The 25,013-nt window shown below is 62.3% G+C and carries 27 protein-coding genes and 1 tRNA gene; 15 read left to right on the forward strand and 13 right to left on the reverse strand.

What is annotated here, in order from left to right; all coding sequences use genetic code 11:
* Positions 1–799: 799 nt before the first annotated feature.
* Positions 800–1,360 (forward strand): ankyrin repeat domain-containing protein, encoded by a 561-nt coding sequence (locus EOC93_RS23075; RefSeq protein WP_164759243.1) that lies wholly within the window; start codon positions 800–802, stop codon positions 1,358–1,360.
* 43 nt (positions 1,361–1,403) lie between these two features.
* Here the strand turns inward: EOC93_RS23075 and EOC93_RS23080 are convergent, their stop codons facing one another.
* Both EOC93_RS23080 and EOC93_RS23085 read right to left on the reverse strand, forming a co-directional pair.
* Positions 1,404–1,931, reverse strand: coding sequence for a gamma carbonic anhydrase family protein (locus tag EOC93_RS23080; protein ID WP_095489506.1), 528 nt, complete (start codon positions 1,929–1,931; stop codon positions 1,404–1,406).
* A 121-nt stretch (positions 1,932–2,052) separates the two neighbouring features.
* Complete coding sequence (locus tag EOC93_RS23085) at positions 2,053–2,376, reverse strand: hypothetical protein (RefSeq protein WP_164759244.1); 324 nt, start codon at positions 2,374–2,376, stop codon at positions 2,053–2,055.
* A gap of 149 nt (positions 2,377–2,525) precedes the next feature.
* Here EOC93_RS23085 and EOC93_RS23090 point away from each other — a divergent pair, with 149 nt between their 5' ends.
* Positions 2,526–3,257 carry a hypothetical protein gene (locus EOC93_RS23090; protein WP_095489507.1) on the forward strand — a complete coding sequence of 244 codons (732 nt, stop codon included), beginning with the start codon at positions 2,526–2,528 and terminating at the stop codon, positions 3,255–3,257.
* A 132-nt stretch (positions 3,258–3,389) separates the two neighbouring features.
* Here the strand turns inward: EOC93_RS23090 and EOC93_RS23095 are convergent, their stop codons facing one another.
* Positions 3,390–3,593 (reverse strand): DUF3126 family protein, encoded by a 204-nt coding sequence (locus tag EOC93_RS23095; protein ID WP_013531334.1) that lies wholly within the window; start codon positions 3,591–3,593, stop codon positions 3,390–3,392.
* 151 nt (positions 3,594–3,744) lie between these two features.
* Positions 3,745–4,593, reverse strand: a complete 849-nt coding sequence (gene cysE, locus EOC93_RS23100) for a serine O-acetyltransferase (RefSeq protein ID WP_095489508.1) — start codon at positions 4,591–4,593, stop codon at positions 3,745–3,747.
* A 145-nt stretch (positions 4,594–4,738) separates the two neighbouring features.
* On the opposite strand from cysE, the gene EOC93_RS23105 reads away from it, so the two are divergent.
* On the forward strand, positions 4,739–5,338 hold the full coding sequence (locus EOC93_RS23105) for a hypothetical protein (protein ID WP_095489509.1): 600 nt from the start codon (positions 4,739–4,741) through the stop codon (positions 5,336–5,338).
* A 78-nt stretch (positions 5,339–5,416) separates the two neighbouring features.
* On the opposite strand, the gene EOC93_RS23110 is transcribed toward EOC93_RS23105, so the two are convergent.
* The 3 genes from EOC93_RS23110 to EOC93_RS23120 all read right to left on the reverse strand — a co-directional run bounded on the left by EOC93_RS23110 (position 5,417) and on the right by EOC93_RS23120 (position 7,436).
* Complete coding sequence (locus tag EOC93_RS23110; protein WP_164547221.1) at positions 5,417–6,184, reverse strand: alpha/beta hydrolase; 768 nt, start codon at positions 6,182–6,184, stop codon at positions 5,417–5,419.
* A gap of 20 nt (positions 6,185–6,204) precedes the next feature.
* On the reverse strand, positions 6,205–6,717 hold the full coding sequence (locus tag EOC93_RS23115; RefSeq protein WP_126106764.1) for a DUF192 domain-containing protein: 513 nt from the start codon (positions 6,715–6,717) through the stop codon (positions 6,205–6,207).
* 143 nt (positions 6,718–6,860) lie between these two features.
* Positions 6,861–7,436, reverse strand: coding sequence for a cold-shock protein (locus EOC93_RS23120; RefSeq protein WP_185928364.1), 576 nt, complete (start codon positions 7,434–7,436; stop codon positions 6,861–6,863).
* 240 nt (positions 7,437–7,676) lie between these two features.
* On the opposite strand from EOC93_RS23120, the gene gloA reads away from it, so the two are divergent.
* Positions 7,677–8,117 carry a lactoylglutathione lyase gene (gloA, locus tag EOC93_RS23125; RefSeq protein ID WP_095489512.1) on the forward strand — a complete coding sequence of 147 codons (441 nt, stop codon included), beginning with the start codon at positions 7,677–7,679 and terminating at the stop codon, positions 8,115–8,117.
* Positions 8,118–8,261: 144 nt separating this feature from the next.
* Positions 8,262–8,555, forward strand: a complete 294-nt coding sequence (locus EOC93_RS23130) for a DUF2218 domain-containing protein (protein WP_095489513.1) — start codon at positions 8,262–8,264, stop codon at positions 8,553–8,555.
* 10 nt (positions 8,556–8,565) lie between these two features.
* Here EOC93_RS23130 and EOC93_RS23135 read toward each other — a convergent pair whose 3' ends face one another.
* Both EOC93_RS23135 and ilvA read right to left on the reverse strand, forming a co-directional pair.
* Entirely contained in the window at positions 8,566–9,120 is a 555-nt protein-coding gene (locus EOC93_RS23135; RefSeq protein ID WP_095489514.1) for a DUF1697 domain-containing protein, read from the reverse strand.
* A gap of 25 nt (positions 9,121–9,145) precedes the next feature.
* Positions 9,146–10,402: a threonine ammonia-lyase IlvA gene (ilvA, locus tag EOC93_RS23140; protein WP_126106765.1), complete on the reverse strand. Its 1,257-nt coding sequence runs from the start codon at positions 10,400–10,402 to the stop codon at positions 9,146–9,148.
* 207 nt (positions 10,403–10,609) lie between these two features.
* Here ilvA and EOC93_RS23145 point away from each other — a divergent pair, with 207 nt between their 5' ends.
* From EOC93_RS23145 to EOC93_RS23155, 3 genes are all read left to right on the forward strand, one after another.
* On the forward strand, positions 10,610–12,013 hold the full coding sequence (locus EOC93_RS23145; RefSeq protein ID WP_095489672.1) for an aminopeptidase P family N-terminal domain-containing protein: 1,404 nt from the start codon (positions 10,610–10,612) through the stop codon (positions 12,011–12,013).
* A gap of 101 nt (positions 12,014–12,114) precedes the next feature.
* Positions 12,115–13,182, forward strand: a complete 1,068-nt coding sequence (locus tag EOC93_RS23150; protein WP_095489516.1) for an alpha/beta hydrolase — start codon at positions 12,115–12,117, stop codon at positions 13,180–13,182.
* Between the two features lie 141 nt (positions 13,183–13,323).
* Positions 13,324–14,490, forward strand: a complete 1,167-nt coding sequence (locus EOC93_RS23155; RefSeq protein WP_095489517.1) for an alpha/beta hydrolase — start codon at positions 13,324–13,326, stop codon at positions 14,488–14,490.
* A gap of 90 nt (positions 14,491–14,580) precedes the next feature.
* On the opposite strand, the gene ade is transcribed toward EOC93_RS23155, so the two are convergent.
* Together ade and EOC93_RS23165 are read right to left on the reverse strand one after the other, a co-directional pair.
* Positions 14,581–16,392: an adenine deaminase gene (gene ade / locus EOC93_RS23160; RefSeq protein WP_095489673.1), complete on the reverse strand. Its 1,812-nt coding sequence runs from the start codon at positions 16,390–16,392 to the stop codon at positions 14,581–14,583.
* A 224-nt stretch (positions 16,393–16,616) separates the two neighbouring features.
* A complete protein-coding gene (locus EOC93_RS23165; protein WP_095489518.1) occupies positions 16,617–16,796 on the reverse strand; it encodes a hypothetical protein in 180 nt (59 codons plus the stop codon).
* A gap of 487 nt (positions 16,797–17,283) precedes the next feature.
* Here EOC93_RS23165 and EOC93_RS23170 point away from each other — a divergent pair.
* The 3 genes from EOC93_RS23170 (at position 17,284) to EOC93_RS23180 (ending at position 19,653) form a co-directional block, all read left to right on the forward strand.
* A tRNA-Leu gene (locus EOC93_RS23170) sits at positions 17,284–17,368 on the forward strand.
* Positions 17,369–17,725: 357 nt separating this feature from the next.
* On the forward strand, positions 17,726–18,550 hold the full coding sequence (locus tag EOC93_RS23175) for a phosphate ABC transporter substrate-binding protein (protein ID WP_126106767.1): 825 nt from the start codon (positions 17,726–17,728) through the stop codon (positions 18,548–18,550).
* A complete protein-coding gene (locus EOC93_RS23180; RefSeq protein WP_095489520.1) occupies positions 18,547–19,653 on the forward strand; it encodes a transporter substrate-binding domain-containing protein in 1,107 nt (368 codons plus the stop codon). The genes EOC93_RS23175 and EOC93_RS23180 overlap by 4 nt, the downstream gene beginning before the upstream one ends.
* 142 nt (positions 19,654–19,795) lie before the next feature.
* Here EOC93_RS23180 and EOC93_RS23185 read toward each other — a convergent pair whose 3' ends face one another.
* Positions 19,796–20,761, reverse strand: coding sequence for an ATP-grasp fold amidoligase family protein (locus EOC93_RS23185; protein WP_095489521.1), 966 nt, complete (start codon positions 20,759–20,761; stop codon positions 19,796–19,798).
* A gap of 41 nt (positions 20,762–20,802) precedes the next feature.
* Positions 20,803–21,381 carry an NUDIX domain-containing protein gene (locus EOC93_RS23190; RefSeq protein ID WP_095489674.1) on the reverse strand — a complete coding sequence of 193 codons (579 nt, stop codon included), beginning with the start codon at positions 21,379–21,381 and terminating at the stop codon, positions 20,803–20,805.
* 259 nt (positions 21,382–21,640) lie between these two features.
* On the opposite strand from EOC93_RS23190, the gene EOC93_RS23195 reads away from it, so the two are divergent.
* From EOC93_RS23195 to ugpC, 4 genes are all read left to right on the forward strand, one after another.
* Positions 21,641–22,744, forward strand: a complete 1,104-nt coding sequence (locus EOC93_RS23195) for an NADH:flavin oxidoreductase/NADH oxidase (protein WP_127205773.1) — start codon at positions 21,641–21,643, stop codon at positions 22,742–22,744.
* A 113-nt stretch (positions 22,745–22,857) separates the two neighbouring features.
* Positions 22,858–23,166 (forward strand): DUF982 domain-containing protein, encoded by a 309-nt coding sequence (locus EOC93_RS23200; protein WP_095489523.1) that lies wholly within the window; start codon positions 22,858–22,860, stop codon positions 23,164–23,166.
* Positions 23,167–23,197: 31 nt separating this feature from the next.
* Positions 23,198–23,437: a DUF2188 domain-containing protein gene (locus EOC93_RS23205; RefSeq protein WP_095489524.1), complete on the forward strand. Its 240-nt coding sequence runs from the start codon at positions 23,198–23,200 to the stop codon at positions 23,435–23,437.
* Between the two features lie 290 nt (positions 23,438–23,727).
* Positions 23,728–24,816, forward strand: a complete 1,089-nt coding sequence (ugpC, locus tag EOC93_RS23210) for a sn-glycerol-3-phosphate ABC transporter ATP-binding protein UgpC (RefSeq protein ID WP_126106770.1) — start codon at positions 23,728–23,730, stop codon at positions 24,814–24,816.
* The last annotated feature ends 197 nt before the right edge of the window (positions 24,817–25,013 follow it).

The raw sequence follows: 25,013 nt of genomic DNA on the forward strand, positions 1-25,013 counted from the left end.
CCCCGGGCCGGCTCCACCTTTCGGGGGAGACCGGAAGCCCCGATAGGAGAACTCGACTTGAGCGTCGCCACATTTTGACGTATTGAAAGAATTGTGGAGACGTTCTCTAGTTCGTCTGGGAGCCGTCATTGGTGACTGTATGGATGCCGATCTCAAATTCGGCATCTACCGCTGTAATACTGCGGAGTGGCACTCTTACGGGTGCCGTCTAGTGCGAGGGCTATCCCTCCTGAATAAGGGGCAATCGCTTACAGGTTGCTGCACATCCGCTTCATGTTGATGAAGCAAAAGGATGTGTCAAATGAACAATTCAAACAAACTAACAAAACTCCGAACCGTGCAGGCCAAGAAGCAAAATTGGCGATGCTTCTACTGCGGTTTTCAGATGTGGGATGGAGACCCGACGCTGTTTTCAGAGCGTTATCATCTCCCTGTAAGATCGCTCAACCGCTTCCGCTGCACCGCGGAACATCTGAAACCCCGGATGGACGGCGGCGAGGACAGACCAGAGAACCTTGTTGCGGCGTGCAAGTTTTGCAATCAAACCCGGCATCGAATGGGTAAAGTGCTATCGCCGGCCACGTACCAGCGGCACGTCCGAAAGCGAATAACGGCCTGGAAATGGCATCCGCTCGCGTGTCACCACTTGTTGAAATGATGCAGCGTCAGACGATCCATCGGAAGGCCACGGCCGCTACGGACGTCGGAACAGAGCCAGAAACTCTTGGCTAGAGCCAGCTTTCCAAGGGCAATTGACCGATGCAGTATGAACCATCAATTCAACCTCCGGATCGCTGCGATGTTGGAAATCCCGGAAGATCGATGCGAGCGCCACCGCCTGTTCAAGGCCATCGACGACGCGTTCAAGGCGGGCGACTTCGAGGCCCTCGGTGTGGCCCTCGGCGGCTCACCCTGCTGGTTCGACGAGCAGATGCCTTTTGAACTCGGCCTTGGGCATCCACTGGAATATGCGATCTATTGGAGCCCCACTGCTTTCATCTCGACCTTACTGGATGCGGGCTCGGACCCGAACTATCACCACCATGGCGGTTTTCCGGCAATCATTGCGGCACTGTCCACCGACCGGGCTGACAGACTGGAAATCGTCCGAATCCTGATCGATGGTGGCGCAGACCTCAACATGCGGGGCGTAAACGACTGGACGCCGCTTCACTATGCGGTCGCCATCCGTAGCGTCGATGCCATCCGCCTGCTGTTGGCGGCGGGCGCCAACCCATCGCTCGAAACCCGCATCGACGACTATACGACAGCCCTCGAGGACGCCGACAATGCCGGCTTTGAAGCCGGCGCTTCGTTTTTGCGCGATGCGATGATCAGGCGCGGCCCCAATGGACGGTGAGTTGGGCGACGATGCCGGTGAACCATATAGCCGAAGGCTGGCCTCAGGCCTTCTTCAGTCCCGCCTTGAAGCATTTGCCGTTGGCCACATAATGCGCGGCCGAAGCGCGCAGCCCGGCAACCGCAGCATCGTCCAGCGCTCGCACCAAACGAGCGGGCGAGCCGATAATCAGCGAATTGTCGGGGAATTCCTTGCCCTCAGTGACCAGCGCGCCGGCGCCGACCAGCGAATTCTTGCCGATTTTCGCGCCGTTCAGCACGATGGCGCCCATGCCGATCAGGCTGTTGTCGCCGATCGTGCAGCCATGCAACAAGGCGCGGTGGCCGATCGTGCAGCCTTGCCCGATGGTCAGGGGAAAACCGACATCGGTGTGCATGACCGTGTGTTCCTGCACATTGGTGTCGGCGCCGATGACGATCGGCTCGTTGTCGCCGCGGATGACGACGCCGAACCAGAAGCCGGCGTTGCGGCCGACCCTGATATCGCCGATCAGGGTGGCGTCGGGCGCGATCCAGTTGCTGTCCGCGTCCTCGAAGCCGGGGGCCTTTCCGTCGATCGCATAGAGCGGCATTTTTCGCCTCCGAATCGTCTCACACTAAGCTTTGCATGTCGTCATCGCAAAACCGCTGCACACCCTTGGGTCAAGCCCAGGGGCATGCTTTTGCGCGACATGCACTAAACGTTCGCAGAGCCTAAAAGCGTGCCGGCCCGGGATGCAATATATCGATCAGCGCTATGCCCAAAGCCAACGCCCAGATCGTCGCAGTGCAGCCGCAGGAGATCAGCGCCAGTGCCGAAATGCGGCCTTCCCGCCAGGCGTCCAGGGCGTCGTTGGCAAACATCAGGGGCCCGGCGCATGCCGTCGCGACCAACGAGCGCAGCATATGCTTTGGCGACACATAAGGCTCGACGAAGGCAAGCCGGCGGCCTGATACCAGCTCCATTGCCGATCCAACCAGGCCGCACGCCGTCAGCCCAACCATAAAACCGAAGAGAGTGTGTTCGACCGGACCCATCTTTACCTTCCATTTACCATGAAATCGCACAGTCGTGTCGACAGGCGCGTTGCAAGAGCCGTGCCGCGCCACATGTGCCGCTTGAGGACACCCAAAGGGGAACACCCAAGGGGACATCTTGGGACAGGCGGCCGATACAGGGGATCGCGATGAAGCAGGCAGCCACCGCCAACGGCCCGCAACTCACCGTCGTCGATTCCAAGCTGATGAGGCGGGTGTTCTACGTGTTCGCGGCGCTGGCAGTGCTTTCGGTGGCGATCAGCCTTGGCGGCAAATGGTTCGGCCGCTCGATCGCCATGGCCGGATACACCGACGACACGACAACCCACGAGGTCGTGATCGGCAACAACGTCATCGCCGTGCCGGCCAATGTCGTCCGCTTCGACCAGGCCCGGCGCGACGGCATCGCCTCGCGCCTCGACCTCTATCTGCGCTATCCCGAGATGGACGGCTACAGCGAGGCTGCCCGGGACGATTTCAACAACACCGGATCGAGCAAGAACATCATTTTCCTGTCGCTCGAACGGCAGATAATGTCGCGCGACATGAGCGGCCGCTTCACGCCGATCTACAGCGCCCTGATCGCCCAACCCGGCACGCCCGGCCCGGGCGGCACCACACTCTACGGCTTCACCGAAAAATCAGGCTATCTCAACGAGGTGCTGGCGGTCGGCAACCGCCGGGGCAAGGACCCGTTCGTGGCCCGCTGCCTGAGCGGCCCAAGTGCTGCGCAATCGCTGGCGCCCTGCGAACGCGACATCCTGGTCGGCGACAAGCTCAGCCTCACCTACCGTTTTCCCAAAGACTTTCTGGCGGACTGGCAGGTGCTCGATGCAGCCATCGCCGCCGAGGCCACGCGTTTCCTGAGGACCGGACGCTAACGCGTTGTGTCTGAAAGGAATTTATGCGACGCGCTTTGGTGGAAAATCGCAAACGGCGGAGATTGGCAAAAACCCCTCTCCGCCCAGGGATGACGAACCCGGGGTGCCTGCCGCCAACCGCAAACTCCCGGCTCAGGCCAGGTCGATGTCGAGGATCGCCATCGAGAAATTATAGTCGCCGTCGTCCTCGTCCTTGAAGACGATGCCGAGGAATTCGTCGCCGACATAGACCTCGGCCGAATCGTCCTTGCGCGGCCGCGCCTTCACTTCAAGCTTGGGGTTCTGGAAGACGCGCTTGAAATAGGCGTCCAGCTTTCTGATTTCGTCCGGCTTCAACAGTCTTCTCCGATCGTCGGTCTTGCTCGTTTGAGCGCGCTTCTGGCACGTCGACAATGGCGATGTAAAGGCGAGCCGACCGGATATGCGAGAACCGACAGGCGGCAGAGCCGGCAAACGGAGTTCGGTTGCCCGCCCTGCGGACTTGAAATCAGATATCGAAGCTGACGACGTGGTCCATCGTCTGCGACGGCAAAAGCTGATCCATCTGCCGCGAAGGCTGGTCGCAGCCGGTCTCGCCGACGACGCGGGCCGGCACGCCGGCAACCGTCTTGTTGTGCGGCACCGGCGACAGCACCACCGAGCCCGCCGCGATCTTCGAGCAATGGCCGACTTCGATATTGCCGAGGATCTTGGCGCCGGCGCCAATCAGCACGCCGTAGCGGATCTTGGGATGGCGGTCGCCGCCGGCCTTGCCGGTGCCGCCCAGCGTCACGCCGTGCAAGATCGACACGTCGTCCTCGATCACCGCCGTCTGGCCGACGACGAGGCCGGTGGCGTGGTCGAGGAAGATGCCTTTGCCGATGCGAGCGGCCGGGTTGATGTCGGTCTGGAACACCGAGGACGACCGGCTCTGCAGGTAGAGCGCGAAGTCCTGACGGCCTTGATTCCACAGCCAATGCGCCAGCCGGTGGGTCTGGATGGCGTGAAAACCCTTGAAATAGAGCACCGGCATGATGAAGCGGTCGCAGGCCGGATCACGGTCGTAATAGGCCTGGATGTCGACACGCACCGTCGACGCCCAGTCCTTGTCGTCGGCTGCCATCGCCTTGAATGTCTGGCGGATGAGATCGGAACCGATATCCTGATGGGCGAGCCGCTCGGCCAGCCGATGGATGACCGCTTCCTCCAGGCTTTCCTGGTTGAGGATGGTCGAATAGAGGAATGCCGCCAGCAGCGGATCGCGGTTGACCGCCTCCATCGCCTCGTCGCGGATCGAGCGCCAGATCGGGTCGATCGGCTTCACCATGGTGGGGCGGGCAATCGTAACGCTGTTCATCAATGATCTCCGGCCATCTACTGGCTCAGGCTTGGCAGCTTGCCTATTCTCCGGCCGCACATATAAGCCAGATCATAGCACGGTTGAACTCAATTTTCCTTAGTGCTTTGTCAAATGGATTTGGTTCACGGAAATTCAAGCGGCCATGGAAAACGAACCCTTGATCGAAGCGCCGCTGAAGCGCGAGCTTTCCGCGCTCTACCGGGCCGAAGGCCGCCACTATCACAGCCTTGCCCATATCGAGGCGATGCTGGCGCTGGCCGGGCACTATCGGGCATCCCTGCACGACCCCGAGGCGGTCGAGGCGGCGATCTGGTTCCACGATGCCATCTATGACAGCCGAGCCAAGGACAACGAAGCCAAAAGTGCCGCCCTTGCCGAGAAAAAGCTCTCCGGCCGCACGGATGCGCAGCGCCTCGGCCGCATCACGGCGATGATCATCGCCACCGCCACGCATGAATTGCCGCGCTTTAGCGACGAGAATGCCGCCCGCGACGCAGCGCTGTTCCTCGACATGGACCTGGCGATCCTGGGTGCGACGCCTGATGCCTTCGACGCCTATGAACAGGCGGTTCGCCGCGAATATGGCTGGGTGGAAGAGCCGATGTGGCGTGCCGGCCGCAGTGCTGTGCTGAAGAGTTTCCTCGCCCGTCCGCATATTTTTCACACCGAGGAATTCCGGCAGCGGTTCGAGGCTCAGGCTCGGCAAAACATGGCGCGCTCGCTCAAGGCGCTTGGGGCGTGAGCGCTGCCGCGGTGCGGAACCGTTGATTCTGGCAGGACAGAGGGGGGCGCGAAGGATCACTACAGATCGGCTTTGTGCTCACAGCGGATTTTCGGCATAGAACTCCAGCACCCGCTGCTTGAAAGTCTTGTCGCCGACGGCCAGCATGTGGTCGCGGCCCTCGATGTGAAAAGCCTTGGCGTTCGGCATCAAGGCGGCCAGTTCGTCGGGCGAACCGCCGATGTCGTCCTTGGTGCCGACGGCAATCAATGTCGGCTGGGCAATGCGCGCAATGTCGGCCTCGGCCAGCAATTCCCGCGAGGTGGCAATGCAGGCGGCCAGCGCGCGGCGGTCGCTGCGGGTCTGGTCGGCGAAGGCGCGAAACGAACGGCCGCGCGGATGGCTGGTGGTATCGGGATCTTCGGCCAGAAGGGCGGCGGCGATCGGATCCCAATCGCCGACGCCGTCGATCATGCCGATGCCGAGACCGCCGAAGACCAGCGTCGCCACCTTGTCAGGGTCGGAAAGCGCCAGGAACGCCGACACCCGCGCACCCATCGAATAACCCATGACATGGGCGCGTTCGACGCCGAGATGATTCAGCAACGCTGCCCCATCGGAAGCCATTTTTGCGGGCGTGTAATCGGCCTCTTCATAGCTCTTCGACGAGGCACCATGGCCGCGATTGTCGAAGGCGATGGCGCGGTAGCCGGCATCGTTCAGCGCCTTGAACCAACCGGGCGACACCCAATTGACGTAGTGGGTCGAGGCAAAGCCATGGATCATGAGCACCGGATCGCCCTGCCCCGATGCCGGCTGGCGATCGAGGAAGGCGAGGTCAAAACCGTCATGGGAGAAAAACTGCATCTGCGACGGATCCTGCGCGTTCAGTTGTGCGCAGTGCCGATTGCCGGGTGGCGCAACAAATCGCCGTCCTCGATGCCGCCCCTCGCGGCGGTGCCCGCCTTGAGCTCGAGCACGAAGCGAACCGGCTCGCCGGGCGAGATCATCGCTTCGGATTGCGGCTCGCCTTGCTTGATCGCCCGGACCTTGCCGTCCTGACCGACGAAGATCAGGTCGAGTGGCATCGGCGTGTTCTTCATCCAGAAGCTGACATCCCGAGGCTCCTCGAACACGAACAGCATGCCATGGTCGTCGGCCATCTCCTCGCGAAACATCAGGCCGGCCTCGCGCTCGGCGGAGGTGTCGGCGATTTCGATCGAGAAAGAGCGTTCGCCGCCTTTCGTCACCGCGACCAGCGGCTGCGGGTCGACGGCAAGGATCATCGCCCGACTGTCCGCCAAAGCCGGTTGCTGCGAATGGAAGAAAGCGCCTGTGGCGACGACAAAGGCGATCGCTGCGCAAACGACGCCCGTTGTCAGCCAGTTCCTGTGGGTCATTCGAAATCCTCGGCCGGACATCGTCCTAGACCATGATCCCAAAAAGTGGAACCCGGTTTTTGCTGCGCTGACCTGCAGTTCGGAAAAGATCATGGTCAAGCAAAAAGCACCAGGTCGCATCCCGATTCGATCGGGACGGGACCTTAGTGCGAGACCGGCAAGGTACCCATATCCGGGTGAATTTCGGCAGCCATAAGGCCTTTGTCGCCGCGCCCGAAGCGGACCAGCACGACCTGCCCCGGCCTGAGCTCGGTAATGCCGTAGCGGCGCAGCGTCTCCATATGGACGAAAATGTCCTCGGTGCCTTCGCCCCGGGTCAGGAAACCGAACCCCTTGGTGCGGTTGAACCATTTCACCAGCGCCCGCTCGAGGCCGCTTTCCGGCGTCACCGAGACGTGGGTGCGCTGATCCTGCATTTCCGCGGGATGGACCGCCGTGGTGACATCCATGGAGAGCACACGGAACGCCTGCAATCCGCGCTCACCATGCTTGACGAGGCAGACGACGCGCGCGCCTTCCAAGGCGGTCTGGAAACCGTCCTTTCGAAGACATGTCACATGGAGGAGAATATCGCCGGAAGAGCCGTCATCGGGAAGAATGAAACCGTAACCCTTGGCCACATCGAACCATTTGATGGCGCCCGCAACCTCGACAAGATCAGCGGCATCGCCGCTTTCGTCCCTTCGCAAGGCGTCGTTACCGGTTCCGTCCCGCCCCATGAAAGAGGCCTTTTCCCCCATAAGAACGCCCCCCTTTTTCCAAGAATACCGCAACTGATTCTTGATGTTAGATTAACACTGCCGCTTCCGGTCTGTGCAAGACCTGACGTGCCTTTTTTCACGGTTGATTTGCAGGAATACCGGATTTGTTGTTTGCCGGCGCGGCCGGCTATCGGCAATTGCCCTTTGGCCGGGTGGCCCCTATGTTCCGCCGCAACGCAACATTTCGAGGAAAATCACATGCGCTACCTGCACACCATGGTCCGTGTCGCCGACATCGATGCATCGCTCGATTTCTACTGCAACAAGCTTGGCCTCAAGGAAGTGCGCCGCCACGAAAACGAACAGGGGCGCTTCACGCTGATCTTCCTCGCCGCTTCCGAAGACGAGCAAAGCGGCATCGCCGAAAAGGCGCCGCTGATCGAGCTCACCTACAATTGGGATCCTGAAGACTACAAGGGCGGTCGCAATTTCGGCCACCTCGCCTACGAGGTCGACGACATCTACGCCACCTGCCAGCAACTGATGGACAACGGCGTCACCATCAACCGGCCGCCGCGCGACGGCAACATGGCCTTCATCAAATCGCCGGACGGCATCTCGATCGAGCTTTTGCAGAAAGGCCCCGCAAAGGCCAAGGCCGAGCCCTGGGCGTCGATGGCGAACACAGGAAGCTGGTAGCCAATCACAAGATCGAGAGCGGGTACGACCTAGCTGAGATTTTATGGCGTTTCTCAAGATCGCGCCTATCTGTCCGGCCATCGCGCCTGCTTCCGAAATTGGCGCATCCAAAAGATGCGCGCTTGCTTCAGGAGAAATCCATTCATGCCGACCAGCCATGTCGATGTCGCTACCGGACATGCGAGCCGCTATCTGCAGCAGCTCTGCAAGCACTGGGCGCACAAGTTTCCCGTCGAGTTCGATCCGAACCACGGGACAATCGATCTCACGCTAGGCCACACGGTTCTGGACGCCGATGCGGCAGCGCTCCACATCACGGTAGCTGCTGACGAGGCCGGCTCGCTGGAGCGCCTGGAAACGGTCGTCGCCGATCACATCAAACGCTTCGCTTTCCGCGAAGAGCTGGCGTTCGATTGGAAGAGGGCTTCGGCAGCGTAGGCGACCACGTTCAGCCACTTCTCCCAGCCAACTCCAGCAGCGCCAGCACCGTGCGCCAGTTGCGCGCGGTGGCGGGCACTTTCAGCGTGCGCGGGATGAGATTGGCAAACACCGATTTGCCGAGACCTTCCGGTGCATGCAGATAAAGCACGTCGCCCCTGATCTCGAACCGTTCGGGACCCGTGCATTTCTCCGAAAGACGGGCCGTCTCCTCAGGTGTCGGCGCGCGCTCCAGCGCATAGGCGTGAAGTTTCGTCGGCTCCCCGGCGACCTCCGGGTAGGGATTTTCCGCCGCCAGCCGCTCGAACCAACCGAGATCGCGCACCATAATGCGCGAATAAAATCCCCATTTCTTCTCGAAGGCCGCTTCAAGCTGTCTGCTCAGAGTGGCGGCATCACCCTTTGCCGAGCGAAACACGACGTTGCCGCTCTGCACATAGGTGGCGACGTCGCGAAAGCCGAGCTCCTCGAAGAACGACCGGAGTTCGGCCATCCTGACGATGCGGTTGCCGCCGACATTGATGCCGGAAAACAACACTACGAAGATTTTCGCTTGGGCACTCATATTCGGGGCACTCATATTCGGGCGCTCATATGATGAAGCCAGCCAGCGTCTCGTTGTCGGTGATGTCCTGATACTGGACGCCCTCGGCCTCGAAATTCGCGTTGAGCAGCTCGAAATTGCGGCGGTCCTTGGTTTCGATGCCGATCAGCACCGAACCGAAATTGCGCGCCGATTTTTTCAGATATTCGAAGCGGGCGATGTCGTCGTCAGGTCCGAGCAATTCGAGGAAATCGCGCAGCGCGCCCGGGCGCTGCGGAAAGCGGATGATGAAGTACTTCTTCAGCCCCTCGAAACGCAGCGCCCTTTCCTTCACATCCGGCAGCCGCTCGAAGTCGAAATTCCCGCCCGAAACCACCGCCACGATAGTCTTGCCCCTGATCTCCTTTTTCGAGAAATCCTTGAGCGCGTCGATCGCCAGTGCGCCGGCTGGCTCCAGCACCACGCCTTCGACGTTCAGCATCTCGATCATGGTCGCGCAGAGCCGGTTTTCCGGGATCAGCCGCACGGCCTCAGTGGCAAATTCCCTGAGATGCCGCAACGGTTCACGGCCGATCTCGGCCACCGCCGCGCCATCGACGAAATTGTCGACCTTGGCGAGCTTGATGCGCTTTCCGGCGGTGAGGCTCTCGCGCAGGCTCGGCGCGCCGGCCGGCTCGCAGAAGACGAAGCGCGTGTCGCGGCGCTGATCGGCGAAATAATGCGTGACGCCCGCGGCCAGACCGCCGCCGCCGACCGGCAGCATGACAATGTCCGGCATGCGGGCGCCCGGCATCTGGCCTGATATCTCGTAGGCGACGGTCGCCTGCCCCTCGATGATGTCCTTATGATCGAACGGCGGCACCATGTGCGCGCCTGAGTTTTCGGTGAACTCCAACGCGGCGCGGTAGCAGTCATCGAAAAAGTCACCGACCAGCCTGATCTCGACGAATTCGCCACCGAACAGCCGCGTCTTGTCGATCTTCTGCTGCGGCGTCGTCACCGGCATGAACACCACACCCTTTTTGCCGAAATGGCGGCAGACGAAGGCAAAGCCCTGCGCATGGTTGCCGGCGGAAGCGCAAACGAACAGCTCGGCATCGTTGCCGGCGTCGAGCGCCTTGCGGAAGAAATTGAAGGCGCCCCTGATCTTGTAGGAGCGCACCGGCGACAGGTCCTCGCGCTTCAGCAGCACGCGCGCTCCGGTCTTCTTCGACAGATAGTCGTTTTCCTGCAGCGGCGTCTCCGGGAAAATCTGGCGGATCGCGGCAGCGGCAGCAGCGACGCGGGAGGAAAAACTGGTCATGGCAAGATCACCCCGGGTCGCATGTCGGCTATCGGTAGCGTGCATTTGGTTTGCCGCCACGCGGTGGTCGCAAACCTAGCACACAGCGCGTGCGTTTGATCCCAGCCTATTGCATATCCAATCCCGCGAAGCCATTGTCCGGCCGGTTCATGCGCCCCGTCACGGGGTATTCCCAGAATCCTTGCAAGCACTTGGAGGCGTTTGTTCATGCCCGTCGCATCGGTTGCCCTGAAAACCATGTCGCTGCCGGAATTCGGCGAGCCGACGGTGATGCCGCTCGTTGCGCGCACCACCTACGAGGCACGCATCGGGGCACTGGTGGCGCGCGGCAGCAAGGCCGGCTTCGACGCTTTCGTCGTGTATGGCGACCGCGAGCACGCGGCCAATGTCGCCTATCTCACGGGCTACGATCCGCGTTTCGAGGAAACGCTGCTGGTCATCGTTCCCGACAAACAGCCGAAACTCCTCGTCGGCAACGAGGGCTGGGGCTATGCCGAGATCTGCGATGGACCTTACGAACGTGTCCTCTACCAGACGTTCTCGCTGCCGGCGCAGCCCCGCGACCGCTCGCCGGCGCTCCTCGACATCTTTGCCGACTGCGGCCTGAAAGCCGGCCAGCGCATCGGCGCCATTGGCTGGAAACCGTTCGGTCCCGGCGACGCCGGTTTTGGTGAAACAACTCTCGATCTGCCCTCCTTCATCGCCGACACGCTGCGCACGCTTGCCGGCGACAAGCACACAGTGGTGAATGCGGCGAACCTTTTGATGAACCCGGCAGACGGCCTGCGCGCGATCAATGAGGCCGACCAGCTCGCGTCCTTCGAATTCGCCGCGACCTATTCGTCGCAAGGCCTGCGCAACGTTCTGCAAGGCATCGAACCCGGCATGACCGAGTTGCAGGCGGCGCGGCTGATGGGCATCAACGGCCTGCCGCAATGCTGCCACCTCATGCTGTCGGCCGGCAAGCGCGCGCCCTATGGCCTGCCAAGCCCCCGCCTCGACGTCATCAAGCGCGGCGATCCGGTCACCATGGCCTATGGCCTCCACGGTTCGCTCAATGCCCGCGCCGGTTTCCTGGTCGAGGACGCAACCGAGCTTCCGCCCGACATAAGCGACTACGTCGAAAGACTGGTCGCGCCCTATTTCGCTGCCGTCGTCGACTGGTACGAGACCGTCGGCATCGGCGTCAGCGGCGGCGCCCTGTGGAAAGCCGTGCATGACCGCATCGGCGATCCGTTCTTCGGCGTCTCGCTCAATCCCGGCCACCTCGTCCACATCGACGAATGGATGCATTCGCCGATCTTCGCCGGCTCCGACATCACGCTGAAGTCGGGCATGGCGCTGCAGGTCGACATCATTCCGGCAACCGGGACGGATTATTTCACCACCAATATCGAGGACGGCATCGCGCTGGCCGACCAGGCCCTGCGCGAGGAAATCGCCGCGCGTCACCCCGAAGCCTGGCGCCGCATCGAGGCGCGGCGCGCCTTCATGACGGAAGTGCTCGGCATCCGTCTCAGGCCGGAGGTGCTGCCCTTCTCCAACATCCCGGCCTTCCTGCCGCCGTTCTGGCTTTCGCGCAACAGTGCGATGGCCGTCGCCAGCCGCTGAGCGCATTTCGGCCGGACATGACTTACTTCTGCCGCACTTCGACTGTCCGGGAAGGTTCGCGGAGGTTGGATAGGCCTTTCGGCCGGAGTGGAATTTCAGAGTTGAAGAAGATTTGTATCATTGCGCTTGCCTTGCTTGTTGCCGGCTGCGGCGGCCGGCAAACCGAGGAACTGCTCGGCAGCGCCATTGTGTCCGCGCCGGTGACGGAAATTGCCGGCAACCACTCGATCTTCATCGCCACGACGCGCAAGCGCTCCGACGACCCCAGCAAGGTCTTCGACCGCGAGCGCTCGGCCACGCTGAACTATGCCCGCCTCAACGTCACCGTGCCGGGAAGCCACGAAACCGGCCAAATCGAGCGGCGCTCGCGCGGCAAGTCGAACGACCCGGCCAAATACTTCATGGCCTCCGAGGTCGTCGGCTACGACACCGCGCCGAAATTCTCCAGCGCGCTCAGCGCCGACATCGCCGCACGCGGCGGCCGCGTCATGGTCTTCGTCCATGGCTACAACACCGGCTTCGACGCCGCAGTCTACCGCGTCACCCAGATCGCCCATGATTCCGGTTATCCGGGCACACCGGTGCTGTTTTCCTGGGCGTCGGGCGCCAAGACGAGGGACTATGTCTACGACCGCGAAAGCGCCAGTGCTGCCCGCGATCAGTTGGAAGTGACGCTGAGGATGCTCGCGCAGACCGGCGCGCGGCGCATCGACATCGTCGCCCATTCGCTGGGAACCTGGGTCACCATGGAAGCGCTGCGCCAGCTCGCCATCAATGGCGACCGCGATCTCGGCGGCAAGCTCGGCGATGTGGTACTGGCATCGCCCGACATCGATGTCGACGTGTTCAAGAGCCAGATGCGCCGCTATGGCAAGCCGAACAAACCTTTCATCCTGCTCCTGTCCGACGACGACCGGGCGCTGCGGCTCTCCGGCCTTATCGCCGGCTCGCGGCCACGCGTCGGCGACTACAAGGACGCGGCCGACCTCGCCGACTATGGCGTCAGCGTCGTCGATCTCTCCAGCGTCAAGGGATCGGATCGCTTTAACCACACCAAATTCGCCGACAACCCCGAACTGGTGAAGATGATCGGCCAGCGGCTGCGCGAGGACGACGGATTTGCCAGCGACCGCGAGGTGACCGACCGCATCCATCTGCTCGGACAGTGAGGTGCGTTCCACGCCCTGTTCCGCAGGCTTTCGTGATACACGATTGCGCCACCATCGGATCGCTTTCAACTGGACCAGGCCGGCCTCTGGCTCTATCGAAACCAAAGACGTCATACGGTTGACGTCCCTTCGGGAGCCTGCGTGACCGTGCGTTCGAAGATTTTTCTCGTCGTTGCGCTGGCGCTCGCTGTTACCGGCTGCGCCGGCCGGAAGACACACGACCTTCTCAACACGACGGCTGTGACGGTGCCTGCCTCCGACATCGCGGCCACGCATGAGATCTTCGTCGCCACCACCCGCGAGAAAGCCACGAAAGATCCGCGGCAGGTGTTCGATGGCAATCGCTCGCTGACCACCAGCTTTGCCCGGGTCGAGGTAACGGTTCCGAAGGTCCATCAGCTTGGCGCAATCGAGCGCGTCAAAGGCTCCGCAAACAGCAATCCAGCGAAGGATTTCACCGCAACGAATGTCGCCTTCTATGAAGGCGCCCCGCAATTCGCCAAGGCGGTCGGCGCCGACATCGCCATGCGCGGCGACCGCGCGCTGGTTTTCGTGCATGGCTTCAACAACGGTTTCGACGACGGCGTCTACCGGTTGACGCAGATTGCGCACGATACGAAATATCCCGGCACGCCGGTGCTGTTCTCATGGGCGTCGAGCGGCAAGACCACGGGCTATATCTACGACAAGGAAAGCGCCAACGCCGCGCGCGACGATCTCGAAGAGACGCTGCGCATGCTGGCCAAGACGAAGGTCAAGAGCATCGACATCATCGCCCATTCGATGGGCACCTGGGTGACGATGGAGGCGCTGCGCCAGCTTGCCATCACCGGCGACCGCGATCTCAGCGACAAGCTTGGCTATGTCATCCTTGCCTCACCCGATATCGATGTCGATGTCTTCAAGAAGCAGATGATCCGCTACGGCAAGCCCGACAAGCCGTTCGCCATCCTGCTTTCGGGCGACGATCGCGCCCTCAGACTCTCCTCGCTGATCTCCGGCGATAAGCCGCGCGTCGGCGACTATGGCGATGCGGCCGACCTCGCCAGCTATGGCGTTTCGGTGGTCGACCTCACCAAGACCAAAGGCGGCGACCGCCTGAACCACGCCAAATTCGCCGACAACCCGTTTTTGGTGCAGTTGCTCGGCGACCGGCTGCGCGCGCCGGCCGGCCTGGCATCGGAAGAAGCCAATCCGGCGCAGCCGATCGACAATCTCGGCCAAGGCATCGGCAAGGCCGTCGGCTCCGTCGCCGAGATCGTCATCACCACCCCGTTCAGGGTGCTGACCATCGCCACCGGCGGATGAGCGGCGGCTGAGCTAGTTCGGAATATAAGTAGCGATCCTTCGCGCCCCCCTCTGTCCTGCCGGCATCAAAGGTTCTACACCGCAGCAACCCTAAACGAACAGATCAACCTTCTGGAACGTCGTCACGTCGATCAGGCCGACATCGGAAATCCTCAGTTCCGGGATGACGACCAGCGCCAGCAGCGAGTGCTGCATGTAGGCGTTGTTCAGCGAACAGCCCATCTTGCGCATCGCCTCGGTGAGCATGTCGGCCTTGACTGCCACGATTTCGGCGCGCTCGTCCGACATCAGCCCGGCGATCGGCATTTCGACCAGTGCCAGTTCCTTGCCCTTGGAGAACAGCACGACTCCACCGCCGACCTCGCCCAGCCGGTTGACCGCCAGTGCCATGTCCTGCTTGGAGGTGCCGACGACGATGATGTGGTGCGCATCATGCGCCACGCTGGAGGCCATGGCGCAGTCGGCCATATAGCCGAAGCCGGAGACGAAGGCATTGGTGACGCCGCCGGTGCCCCGGTGGCGCTCGACCACCGCGATCTGGCAAACGTCGTTGCGACGGTCCATGGCGACCAGCCCGTCCTCCACCGGAAGATCGGCCTCGAGAGCCCGCGTCGGCGCCTGGTTCTCGATCACGCCGATGACCCGCACCCGCACCTCGTTGGCGCCCATGGGCGCCACGATGTCGAAATCCCCCGGTTTGAGCTTCTTGCCGAGCTTGACGGTGTTCTTCGCCGTCTTCGGATAGTCATAGGCCGGAATGTCGATTTCGAGCTTGCCGCCCTTGGCCAGCCTGACGCCGCGGCCATAGACCTCGTCGATGGTCATCGCGGCCAGATCGGAGACGATCAGCAGATCGGCGAGCCGCCCCGGCGCGATCGAGCCCAACTCGCGCTCCAGCTTGAAATGCTGGGCGGTGTTGAGCGTCGCCATCTGGATCGCCGTCACCGGCTTCAACCCCTGGCTGATGGCGTGCCGGACCACCCGGTCCATATGGCCTTCATGGACAAGCGTGCCGGAATGGCTGTCGTCGGTGCACAGGATGAAGTTGCGCGGGTCGAGCCCGCTCTCCGTCACCGCCTTGATCTGCGAGGCGACGTCGTACCAGGCGGAGCCCAGCCTCAGCATCGCCTTCATGCCCTGGCGGACGCGGGCGATCGCGTCCTCGGCGCGCGTGCCTTCATGGTCGTCCTCGGGTCCGCCGGCGACATAGCCGTGGAACGGCAGGCCGAGATCGCGCGAGGCGTAATGGCCGCCGACGGTCTTGCCCGCCCTCACCGTCGCGGCGATCTCGCCCGACATCACCGGATCGTTGGCCGCGACACCGGGAAAATTCATCACCTCGCCAAGCCCGATGACGTTTTCCCAGGTCATCGCCTCGGTGACATCGGCGACCGTCAACTCGGCGCCGGCATGCTCCAGCCCCGGTGCGGAGGGCACGCAGGACGGCATCTGCACATGCACGTTGATCGGCATGGCGACGGCCTCGTCATGCATCAGCCGCACGCCCGGCAGGCCGAGCACGTTGGCGATTTCATGCGGGTCGATGAACATCGAGGTGGTGCCATGCGGGATAACCGCGCGGCAGAACTCCGTCACCGTCACCATGCCGCTCTCGACATGCATGTGCGCGTCGCAAAGGCCCGGCACCAGATAGCGCCCGCCGGCGTCGACCACCTTGGTGCCCTGCCCGATAGCGTGACCGGCATTCGGCCCGCAATAGGCGAAGCGGCCGCCGGCAATGGCAATGTCGGTGCCGGCGATGATCTCGCCGGAGTGAACGTTGACCCAGCGCCCATTGCGGATGACGAGATCGGCGGGCCGCCTGCCCATCGCCACGTCGACCAGATGCGTCGACACCTCGGCCCAGGGTTTTGGTTTCGTCGCACGCGCGGTCTTCGCCATGAAGGGACTCCTGTTTTCCCGACTGTGCCAAGCCGCGCGGATTTTGACCAGCGAGATCAGCGGATTGCTTGAGCGCTCCTCGGCCTTCACATCGATCGTGATTCTCGCGTTTCGTTGCGAGGTCGCGATTCGTTGCTTTGTGACGGCAGTTATGCTATCGGCATGGTGCTGATTTGCGCCAACGACCCGCCGCCGAGGCGGGTTTTTTGTTTCGGCGCCGGCCGTTAAGTATCCTCCCGCTGTTCCCTGTCGCGGCAGTTGAGAAGGTCGACCAGATCGTCGGCCTCTTCGATGGGCATGTCGATCAAGGGGACGCCCACCTCGACAACCGGCAGGCCAGTGAACACATCAATGATGTCCCAGGTGCCTTCAGGTGTCTTCTCAATGTCGTAGCGTTGAGCCATGGGGGTGGAGCATGGATAGAGGAGAAGATTTAGCGCGTTTTACCCGGTCACCGCTCGTTTGGCCTACGGCATTGCGGAAATGATTCCCGTCCAGTCTGATCAAGCGCCTCAAGTAATGGGGCAAGAGTGCTGGGCAGCCGGAGGTCGACAGCCAGATTTAGCACGTCGTGTAAATGCCGGCGATTATCTTCGGAACGGATCAATTGCCGTACGGCCTTGGCAACAGACTTCCCTCGTCCTGTGTCAAACTCTGCCATGTTCGGGGTTCCAGTAACTTTAGTCCGAAACTCAGCCGCTGCGAAATAGTTCCAGCGATCTTGTTTGAATCTCTGTGGGTGGTTGGAGCTGGCTCGGTGACGGCAGCTATGTGGGCGCGGTGCTGATTGCGCCAACGGCCCGCCGTCAAGGCGGGTTTTTTGTACCAGGTTTCAGCGATGGCAGAAGATGGCTTGACGGCCTTTGGCTGGCGTCTGAAAAGGACTGGCCTGCGGACGTGGCGGAATTGGTAGACGCAAGGGACTTAAAATCCCTCAGCTACGGCTATCCGGGTTCGATTCCCGGCGTCCGCACCAGATTGTATTTATGGCTTCGCGAGCCGGCAGTGCCCGGACCGTTTGGAATGTGATGGCGGCCGGCCTGTTGTGAGCGACATCGCGCGCCGACCAGCGAATTTCTCATTGAACGGCCCGCGGCTGGCGACCCCAACTGGGCTGGTCGGAGGCAAACAAGAGCCAGCCTGGCTCTATGTCACCAAACTGACACCTGTCCCGGTGCAGTTTCCGAATACGCGACCACATTTCGCTGATCGGGGGCAAAGACTGGAACCGCCAATCAATACGAGACCGAGTGTCGCGTGGGTCGCGGCATCGTCCATTGCGACAGCCATCATCGTTGCGTTGGCCGCCTGGTATTTCTACGGCAGCCGGGCAATGCCGGGCTCTGGGCCGGCTTCTGTACTGGTCTCCGGGCCGGTTACTGGCGGTTCACTGCAAATAATGGGTTCCGAAACGATGCGGCCGGTCGTCACGGTCTGCGCCGAGGCATTCATGGCCGACAATCCCGAGGCCGACATCATCGTGCGCGGCGGCGGCTCCGGCGACGGTATGGCAGCGCTGCTCCACGGCATGATCGATATCGGCATGATCTCACGGCCACTGTCGCCGAAGGAGATTGGGTTCGCAACCGCGAAAGGTATCGATCTGACGCAGTTCGAGCTGGCGCTGGACGGCGTTGCTATCGTCGTGCACCGAACCAACCCGCTGCGCGAAATCGATGTCGATCAGCTCCGCGCCATCTGGTCCGGAGATTTATCGCAATGGCGGGAGCTCAGCGGCGGCCCCGGCGAGATCCAACCACTTGCCCGCGCCAAAGGGTCTGGAACCGAGGAGGTGTTCGCCGAGCGGGTATTGAAAGGACAAAGGGAGGGTGTGGCAAAGGAATTGCCAACAAACGAGGCCATTGTCGCCGAGGTCTCCGCGCAGCCGAATGCTATCGGATACACCGGCCTCGGAGCGCTCCGCAATGCCTCGGACCTCGTCCATGTCCTGGCCATACGCAGCCAATCTTCCTCGGTCTTGCCGAGCGCCGATACGGTGTGGTCAGGCAGCTACCCGCTGACACGCGCCTTGCTTTTGATCAATCCGGGGACGCCGTCGGGACTAGCCGCCTCGTTCATCGCGTACTGCACCGGCCCCGCCGGACAGGCCTTGGTGAAGCGCGCCGGCTATGTCGAGATCGCGGCGGGCGAGCCATGAGCGCGCGCCGGGTCGTCGGTTTGGCGGTCGGCGTGCTCGCCTGGGCATTCTCCATGCCGGCGCTCGCCGAGCCGCGGGTCGAGGATTTCCGCGTACGCAAGCTCGTCGTCGGCACGATGCGGGTGCCACCCTTTGCATCGCGCGGCGATGATGGCGTATGGAGCGGCCTGAGCATCGAGCTCTGGCAAAAAGTGGCCTCGCAATTGAACCTTGGCTATGAATTCCGCGAGTTCGACTATGATCCCGATGCCATGGTCCAGGCCTTGCAGACCCGCCAAATCGATCTGGTGGTCGCCGCCATGCCGGTCACGACGGACGGTGAGGCGCGCTTCGATTTCTCGCATGCCTACTTCGCCGCGGGCGTTGGTGTCGCGGTGCGCAGCGAGCCAACCGCCGGTATCCTGGCGACCCTGCGCAGGCTGTTTACCTGGCAGTTGCTTGTTCCAATCGGCGGCCTCGTGGGTCTACTGCTGCTTGTCGGCACGTCGTTGTGGCTGATCGAGCGACGCCGCAATCCCGGCCATTTCGATCCCCGCATGATGCAGGGCATTGGCGATGGCATCTGGTGGGCCGCCGTGACGATGACGACGACCGGCTATGGCGACAAGACGCCGATCACCTGGCGCGGCCGCGCCATCGCTCTTGTCTGGATGTTCACCAGCATTTTCTGCATCGCCACCTTTTCGGCGACGCTCGCCTCGTCTTTGGTCGTTGGCCGGCTTAAGAGCAGCGTTGACGGTCCCGAAGACTTGCCGCGAGCCCGTGTGGGAACAGTGGCGGGTACAGCCGGCGAGTTGTGGACTAAGGCGCAGGGCCTGAAGGTGCAGACCTACCCTTTCCTGATCCAGGCCAGCAAGGCGCTCAAGCGCGGTGAAGTGGAGGCGCTGGTGGTGGAGCGCGCCATCCTTGGACACATGATCCAGGAATACCAGTGGAACGACTTGCTTATCCTGCCGCAAACCCTGGCGGTCCGCGACTACGCGATCGCCATTCCAAGCGGCAGCCCGCTCATGGAGGACATCAACCGCGCCGTGCTGACGGTGACCCATCATCCCGATTGGAAAGAGCTCGTGCATCGCTACGTCGGCCAAAGCGAACCCTGAATTCGGAATGACCGAGGGGTCCCGGCCGACCGAAGCCGGCGATGCGATGCGGGTTTCTCTCCTACACGGATTTCTCTCGCCGATAAATTCGCCCGCCGCCTCGTGCCGTGGATTTGGACCGCGAAGAGACCGTCGCTCTGTTTCAGATGCGGCCGGCAGCGACAAGCACGGCCCTGTAGCGGCGCGCAAACCTGCTCGACGGGCGGCTCAGATAGCCGGACGCCGCAATATCCCAGCACGCGCCCAGTTCACGATCGAAAGCCGGCGGCTCGAATTGCTGCAGGCCGCTGCGGGGATAGATCGTGAACTCGCCGAACACCGGCTCTCCGCCGTCTTCGTAGAAATCGACTCGCATCATGTCGAATTCGCCGCCCAGTATCTCGGCAGCCTCGACCATGCGCGAAAAGCTTTGCGGCCGGGCAATTTCCAGCGACGCGTCGATGCCGCCCTGGACGACTGCCAGCCGGCGCCAGTCGCGATCGAAAAGTGCCGTCTTCCGCACCGTCGAGCGGAAAGACGTGACCACGACAAAGGCGACACGGCCGGCAATCACGTTGAACTTGTAGTCGATGGGCTGATAGTCATGATCCTTGCCGATCAGCGTCTCGACGAAAACCTGCGGCTTGATGTGGGCATAGCCGCGCTCCAGCTTGCGGCTGCCATAGGTCTCGGCGAGGTGCCTGGACATCTCGGCAATGATCGCGTCCCGATCGGCGGTTGCGGGGTCCGGAACGACGGCATTCATGTTGCAGCCGTGATTGCATTTGACGATGTATGGAATCGTCAATTCGTCAAAGGGGATTTCGCGCGGGTCGTCGCCGCGCCACAGCACCGCCGGGACAAGCAGCCAGGGAAGCCGATCCCGGACGAATTCCTTGGCTTTCAGCTTGTCGAGCACAATCGCAAACCGCGGATCGTCGTCGAAAATCTTGCGCCAATGGATCTTTTCCGTGAAGGTCGCCGGGGCAGCAAAACTGGGCAGATGCCGCATCCTTTCGGAGAAACGCTGGGTCAGGCGCCGGTAGCTGACCAGCAGCGCGACATTCAGGACCAGCAGCAGCGCCATCGCGCCAACCCGCTTCAGCGAACCCAGCTTTCCGGCGCTCATGTTTGCCGCGCCCCTTCGCTGCACCCAGATTCCGGCACGGGTCAGGCCCGGATCAGGTTCAGCTTCAGATGCTGGATCAGGATGATCGTCTTGGCATCGATAATGCGGCCGTCGTAAATGCCGGCCAAAGCCTCATCGAGCGGCATTTCCAGAACCTCGATGTCCTCGCCTTCTTCCGGCGCGCCGCCGCCGTCCGAGATGCGGTCGGCGGGCGAGTAGCGCGCGATGAAGAACCAAAGCCGCTCGGTCACGCTGCCAGGGCTCATATAGGGCGCAAACAGCCGTTCAACGTCCTTCAGCCGGTAGCCCAGTTCCTCTTCCGCCTCCTTGCGGATGCAGGTTTCCGGATCGTGTTCATCGAGCAGGCCGGCGCAGGCCTCGATCAGCGGCTCGCGGTGGCCGGTGACGTAGGCCGGGTAGCGGAACTGCCGCACGAGCAGAACCGTCGAGCGCTCGGGATCGTAAGGCAGGATCACCGCCCCGTCGCCGCGATCGTAGGTCTGGCGGATCTGCGTCTCCCATTGCCCGTCACGCCGGCGATAATCGAGGACGGTCTTTTTCAGGACGGCCCAGTCGTCGGAAAGGATTTCCTCCGAACGGATGCGAATGCGATCTTCCATGACGGACTCCGTGCTGTCGGTGGCGAGGACTACAGCGCCGCGCGTCCTCTTGGACGCGCAAAGGACGCTGTAGCACTTTTGATCTGCGCATGATCCTTTCCGAAAATCGGAATTGATTTTCGGGGTCATGCGCTAACCGCGAACCGGCCTTTGCGCAATCCCGGCAGCCATTGGTCCAGAGGTGCGCTTCACCGCCTCGTGTATGGCGCAGGCGCAATCCACTGCCTAAATAGCGGCAGCCCCTCCCCGGAGTTTTTTGATGACCACATCCCTTTTCCAGCCGATCACGCTTCACGGCCTCACCTTTCCCAACCGCATCGCGGTGGCGCCGATGTGCCAGTATTCCGCCGATGACGGGTCCGCCAGCGACTGGCACCTGTACCACTGGATGAACCTGGCGATGTCCGGCGCCGGCATGGTCACCGTCGAGATGACCGACGTCGAGCGGCGCGGCCGCATCTCGCATGGCTGCCTCGGCCTTTATTCCGACGACAACGAGGCAGCCGCCCGGCGCGCGCTGGATGCCGCCAAGCGCGTCGCCGCCCCCGGCACCAGGTTCGGCACGCAGCTTGCCCATGCAGGCCGCAAGGCTTCTAACCAGAAACCGTGGGAAGGCGGCGGACCGCTGAAGGCCGATCAGGACCCGTGGCCGATCGTGTCTGCCTCGGCAATAGCTTACGACACGGGCTGGCAGGTGCCGCGGGCGCTGGAGGATGAGGAGATCCTGCACATCATCGAACGCTTCACTGATGCGGCAAGGCGGGCCGAACGTGCCGGTTTCGACTTCATCGAATTGCACGCAGCCCATGGCTATCTGATCTTCCAGTTCCTGTCGCCGCTTTCCAACCAGCGCACCGACCGCTGGGGCGGCTCGCTGGAAAACCGCATGCGTTTTGTCGTCGAGATCGCAAAGGCGGTGAGAAAAGCCGTCCCCAAGCTGATGCTTGGGGCGCGTCTGTCGGTCAAGGAGTGGGTCGATGGCGGCTTCGATGTCGAGGACGCGATCGAAGTGGTCAAGGCGCTGAAGGCGGAGGGCGTCGCTTATCTCTGCTGCTCGAGCGGCGGCAATTCGCCGCTGCAGAAGCTGCCGACAGGCCCGGGCTACCAGGTGCACCTGGCGGAAGCCGTGCGCAAGGGCGCTGGCATCCCGACGCGGGCCGTCGGCCTGATCGACGATCCGAAGCAGGCCGAGGCGATCGTCGCCGAAGGCCGTGCCGACATGGTGGCTCTGGCCCGCGCCTTCCTGGCCGACCCGCGCTGGGCGTGGCGCGCCGCGGCCACATTCGGCGAGAAGATCCACCCGGCGCCGCAGCTTGCCCGCTCGGTGACGACGATGCGGCACTGGATGAAGGCGGCGGGCTGACCGTCCCGTTTCCACTGGCTGCGGCCCCAATGACCGCGGCCCCATTAATCGCGGCACTTGAGACCTTTGCGCCGAGGCGTTGCAACCAAATCGGTCGCTCCGCGTTGCCGGCGATGATGGACAACAAGCCTTTTGAAAAGCCGGTCGTGGTCGAGCTTGGCCATGTCGGCAAATACCGTGAGATCCGTAGCACCCAGGAAGCAGCGGAGTGCCTGATGACGGTCTGGCCACTCAATCGTGGTCCTCGGCATCGCGATGCTCTCGACACTTGCCTAAAAGTGCTGGAGGGTTATCGTTCGACAGCGGATGCGCGCCGGGCATTGGTCGAGGCCGCGAAGGAATCGGACGTGCTGGTTCCCGACGAGAGATTGTCCGACGGCAAGCTGCCCGAACGCAAACTGCCCGAAGACAAACTGCATTGAGCAGACGGAGCTTTTTCCACCGGAGGATTTCATGGCGAAGCTGACCTACAAGATCGTCGAACATGACGGGGGCTGGGCCTACAAGGTCGGCGCGACATTCTCGGAAACGTTTCCTACTCACGAGGACGCGCTGCGCGCCGCCGAGATCGCTTCGGCCGAACAGCAGGTCGCCGGCACCACGGACGGCATCCAGTACGAGGACGCCGACGGCAAATGGCACGACGAGCTCGCCGATGGCCGGGACCGGCCGCAAACCGAAGTTTCCGATTAGGCTGGCGTCGTTGCTGATGGCTTCTCGCACCTCCGGTTTTGGGAGCTGGGGCTTGGCAAGTTATTCTCTTGCTCCGATCCCGGACATGACGAATCTCAGTCCCGTTGGGAACGCTCACGATCAGGTGCGACGAAGAAGAGCGCTTGCCACGCAGCCGCTTTACAGGGCGGTCTGGTAGCGCTACCGTTCATCATCGCGCGTGACCAGGGAGGAGCTTGGGAGCTGCCGCGGGCCAGTTAGGAAAGCGGTTTCCTTCGAAGACGTCGCAGGAAGCATTCGGGAGGAAATCGATGGCGTCTGTCGCGATTGGCGATGTCTACAAATCATTTGGAACCGTCGAGATTCTCCACGGCGTCAGCGTGGATATAGACGATGGCGAGTTCGTCACGCTGGTCGGACCGTCGGGCTGCGGAAAATCAACGCTTCTCAGGATGATTGCCGGCCTGGAAAAGATTTCGCGCGGCCAGATCGCGATTGGCGAGCGTGTCGTCAACAACGTTGCGCCAAAAGAACGCGACGTCGCCATGGTCTTCCAGAACTACGCGCTCTACCCGCACATGACCGTCGCAGAGAACATGGCGTTCTCGCTCATGCTCAAGGGCGTCGCGAAAGCCGAGAGTAGTGCTAGCGTCCAGCGCGCCGCCGAAATCCTGGGACTGGTGCCGTTGCTGGCACGCTATCCCCGGCAGCTTTCCGGCGGCCAGCGCCAGCGCGTCGCCATGGGCCGGGCGATCGTGCGCGATCCGGCGGTCTTCCTGTTCGACGAGCCGCTGTCCAATCTCGACGCCAAGCTCAGGGTGCAGATGCGCGCCGAGATCAAGGAATTGCACCAGCGCCTGAAGACCACGACCGTCTATGTCACCCATGACCAGATCGAGGCCATGACCATGGCCGACAAGATCGTGGTCATGCATGACGGCATCGTCGAGCAGATCGGGCCGCCGTTGGAACTCTACGACCGGCCGGATAATATCTTTGTCGCCAGTTTTATCGGCTCGCCCGCCATGAACATGCTGCGGGGCGAAATCACAACCGATGGCGGCTCACCGTCGTTTCGCGGCTCCGGCGGGATTTCAGTCCCATTGGCCACAGCACTGTCCATCGGCAGTGGCGAGCCGGTGGTGCTGGGAATACGGCCCGAGCATTTGCGGCTGTCCGACGACAGGGGCATTCCGGTGACGGTCGCGGTGGTCGAGCCGACAGGGTCCGAATTGCAGCTCATCGGCCGGACGGCTGGCGGCGAAGAGATCGTCGCGAATTTCCGGGAGCGCCACTCCTTCGCGCCGGGCGAGACCATACGCCTCACGGCCGAGCCCGGCCTAATCCATCTCTTCCACGGCGAGACCGGAAAGCGATTCAAGACGCGCAGCGAACAGTAAGAACCACGGCAACGAATAACAGGAGGAAACGAGCATGAAATTCACCAGACGTGACGTGATCCGCACGACCGCCGGCGTGGCGGCGGGAGCCTTGGGAAGCCGGTTCGTCGGCTCTTCCGCCTTTGCCCAGGAGGGGTTGACGTACAAGCCCGAAGACGGCGAGAAGCTGCGGATGCTGCGTTGGTCGCCCTTCGTGC

This window comes from Mesorhizobium sp. M6A.T.Ce.TU.002.03.1.1, from assembly GCF_003997275.1.
Taxonomy (GTDB): Bacteria; Pseudomonadota; Alphaproteobacteria; order Rhizobiales; family Rhizobiaceae; genus Mesorhizobium; species Mesorhizobium mediterraneum.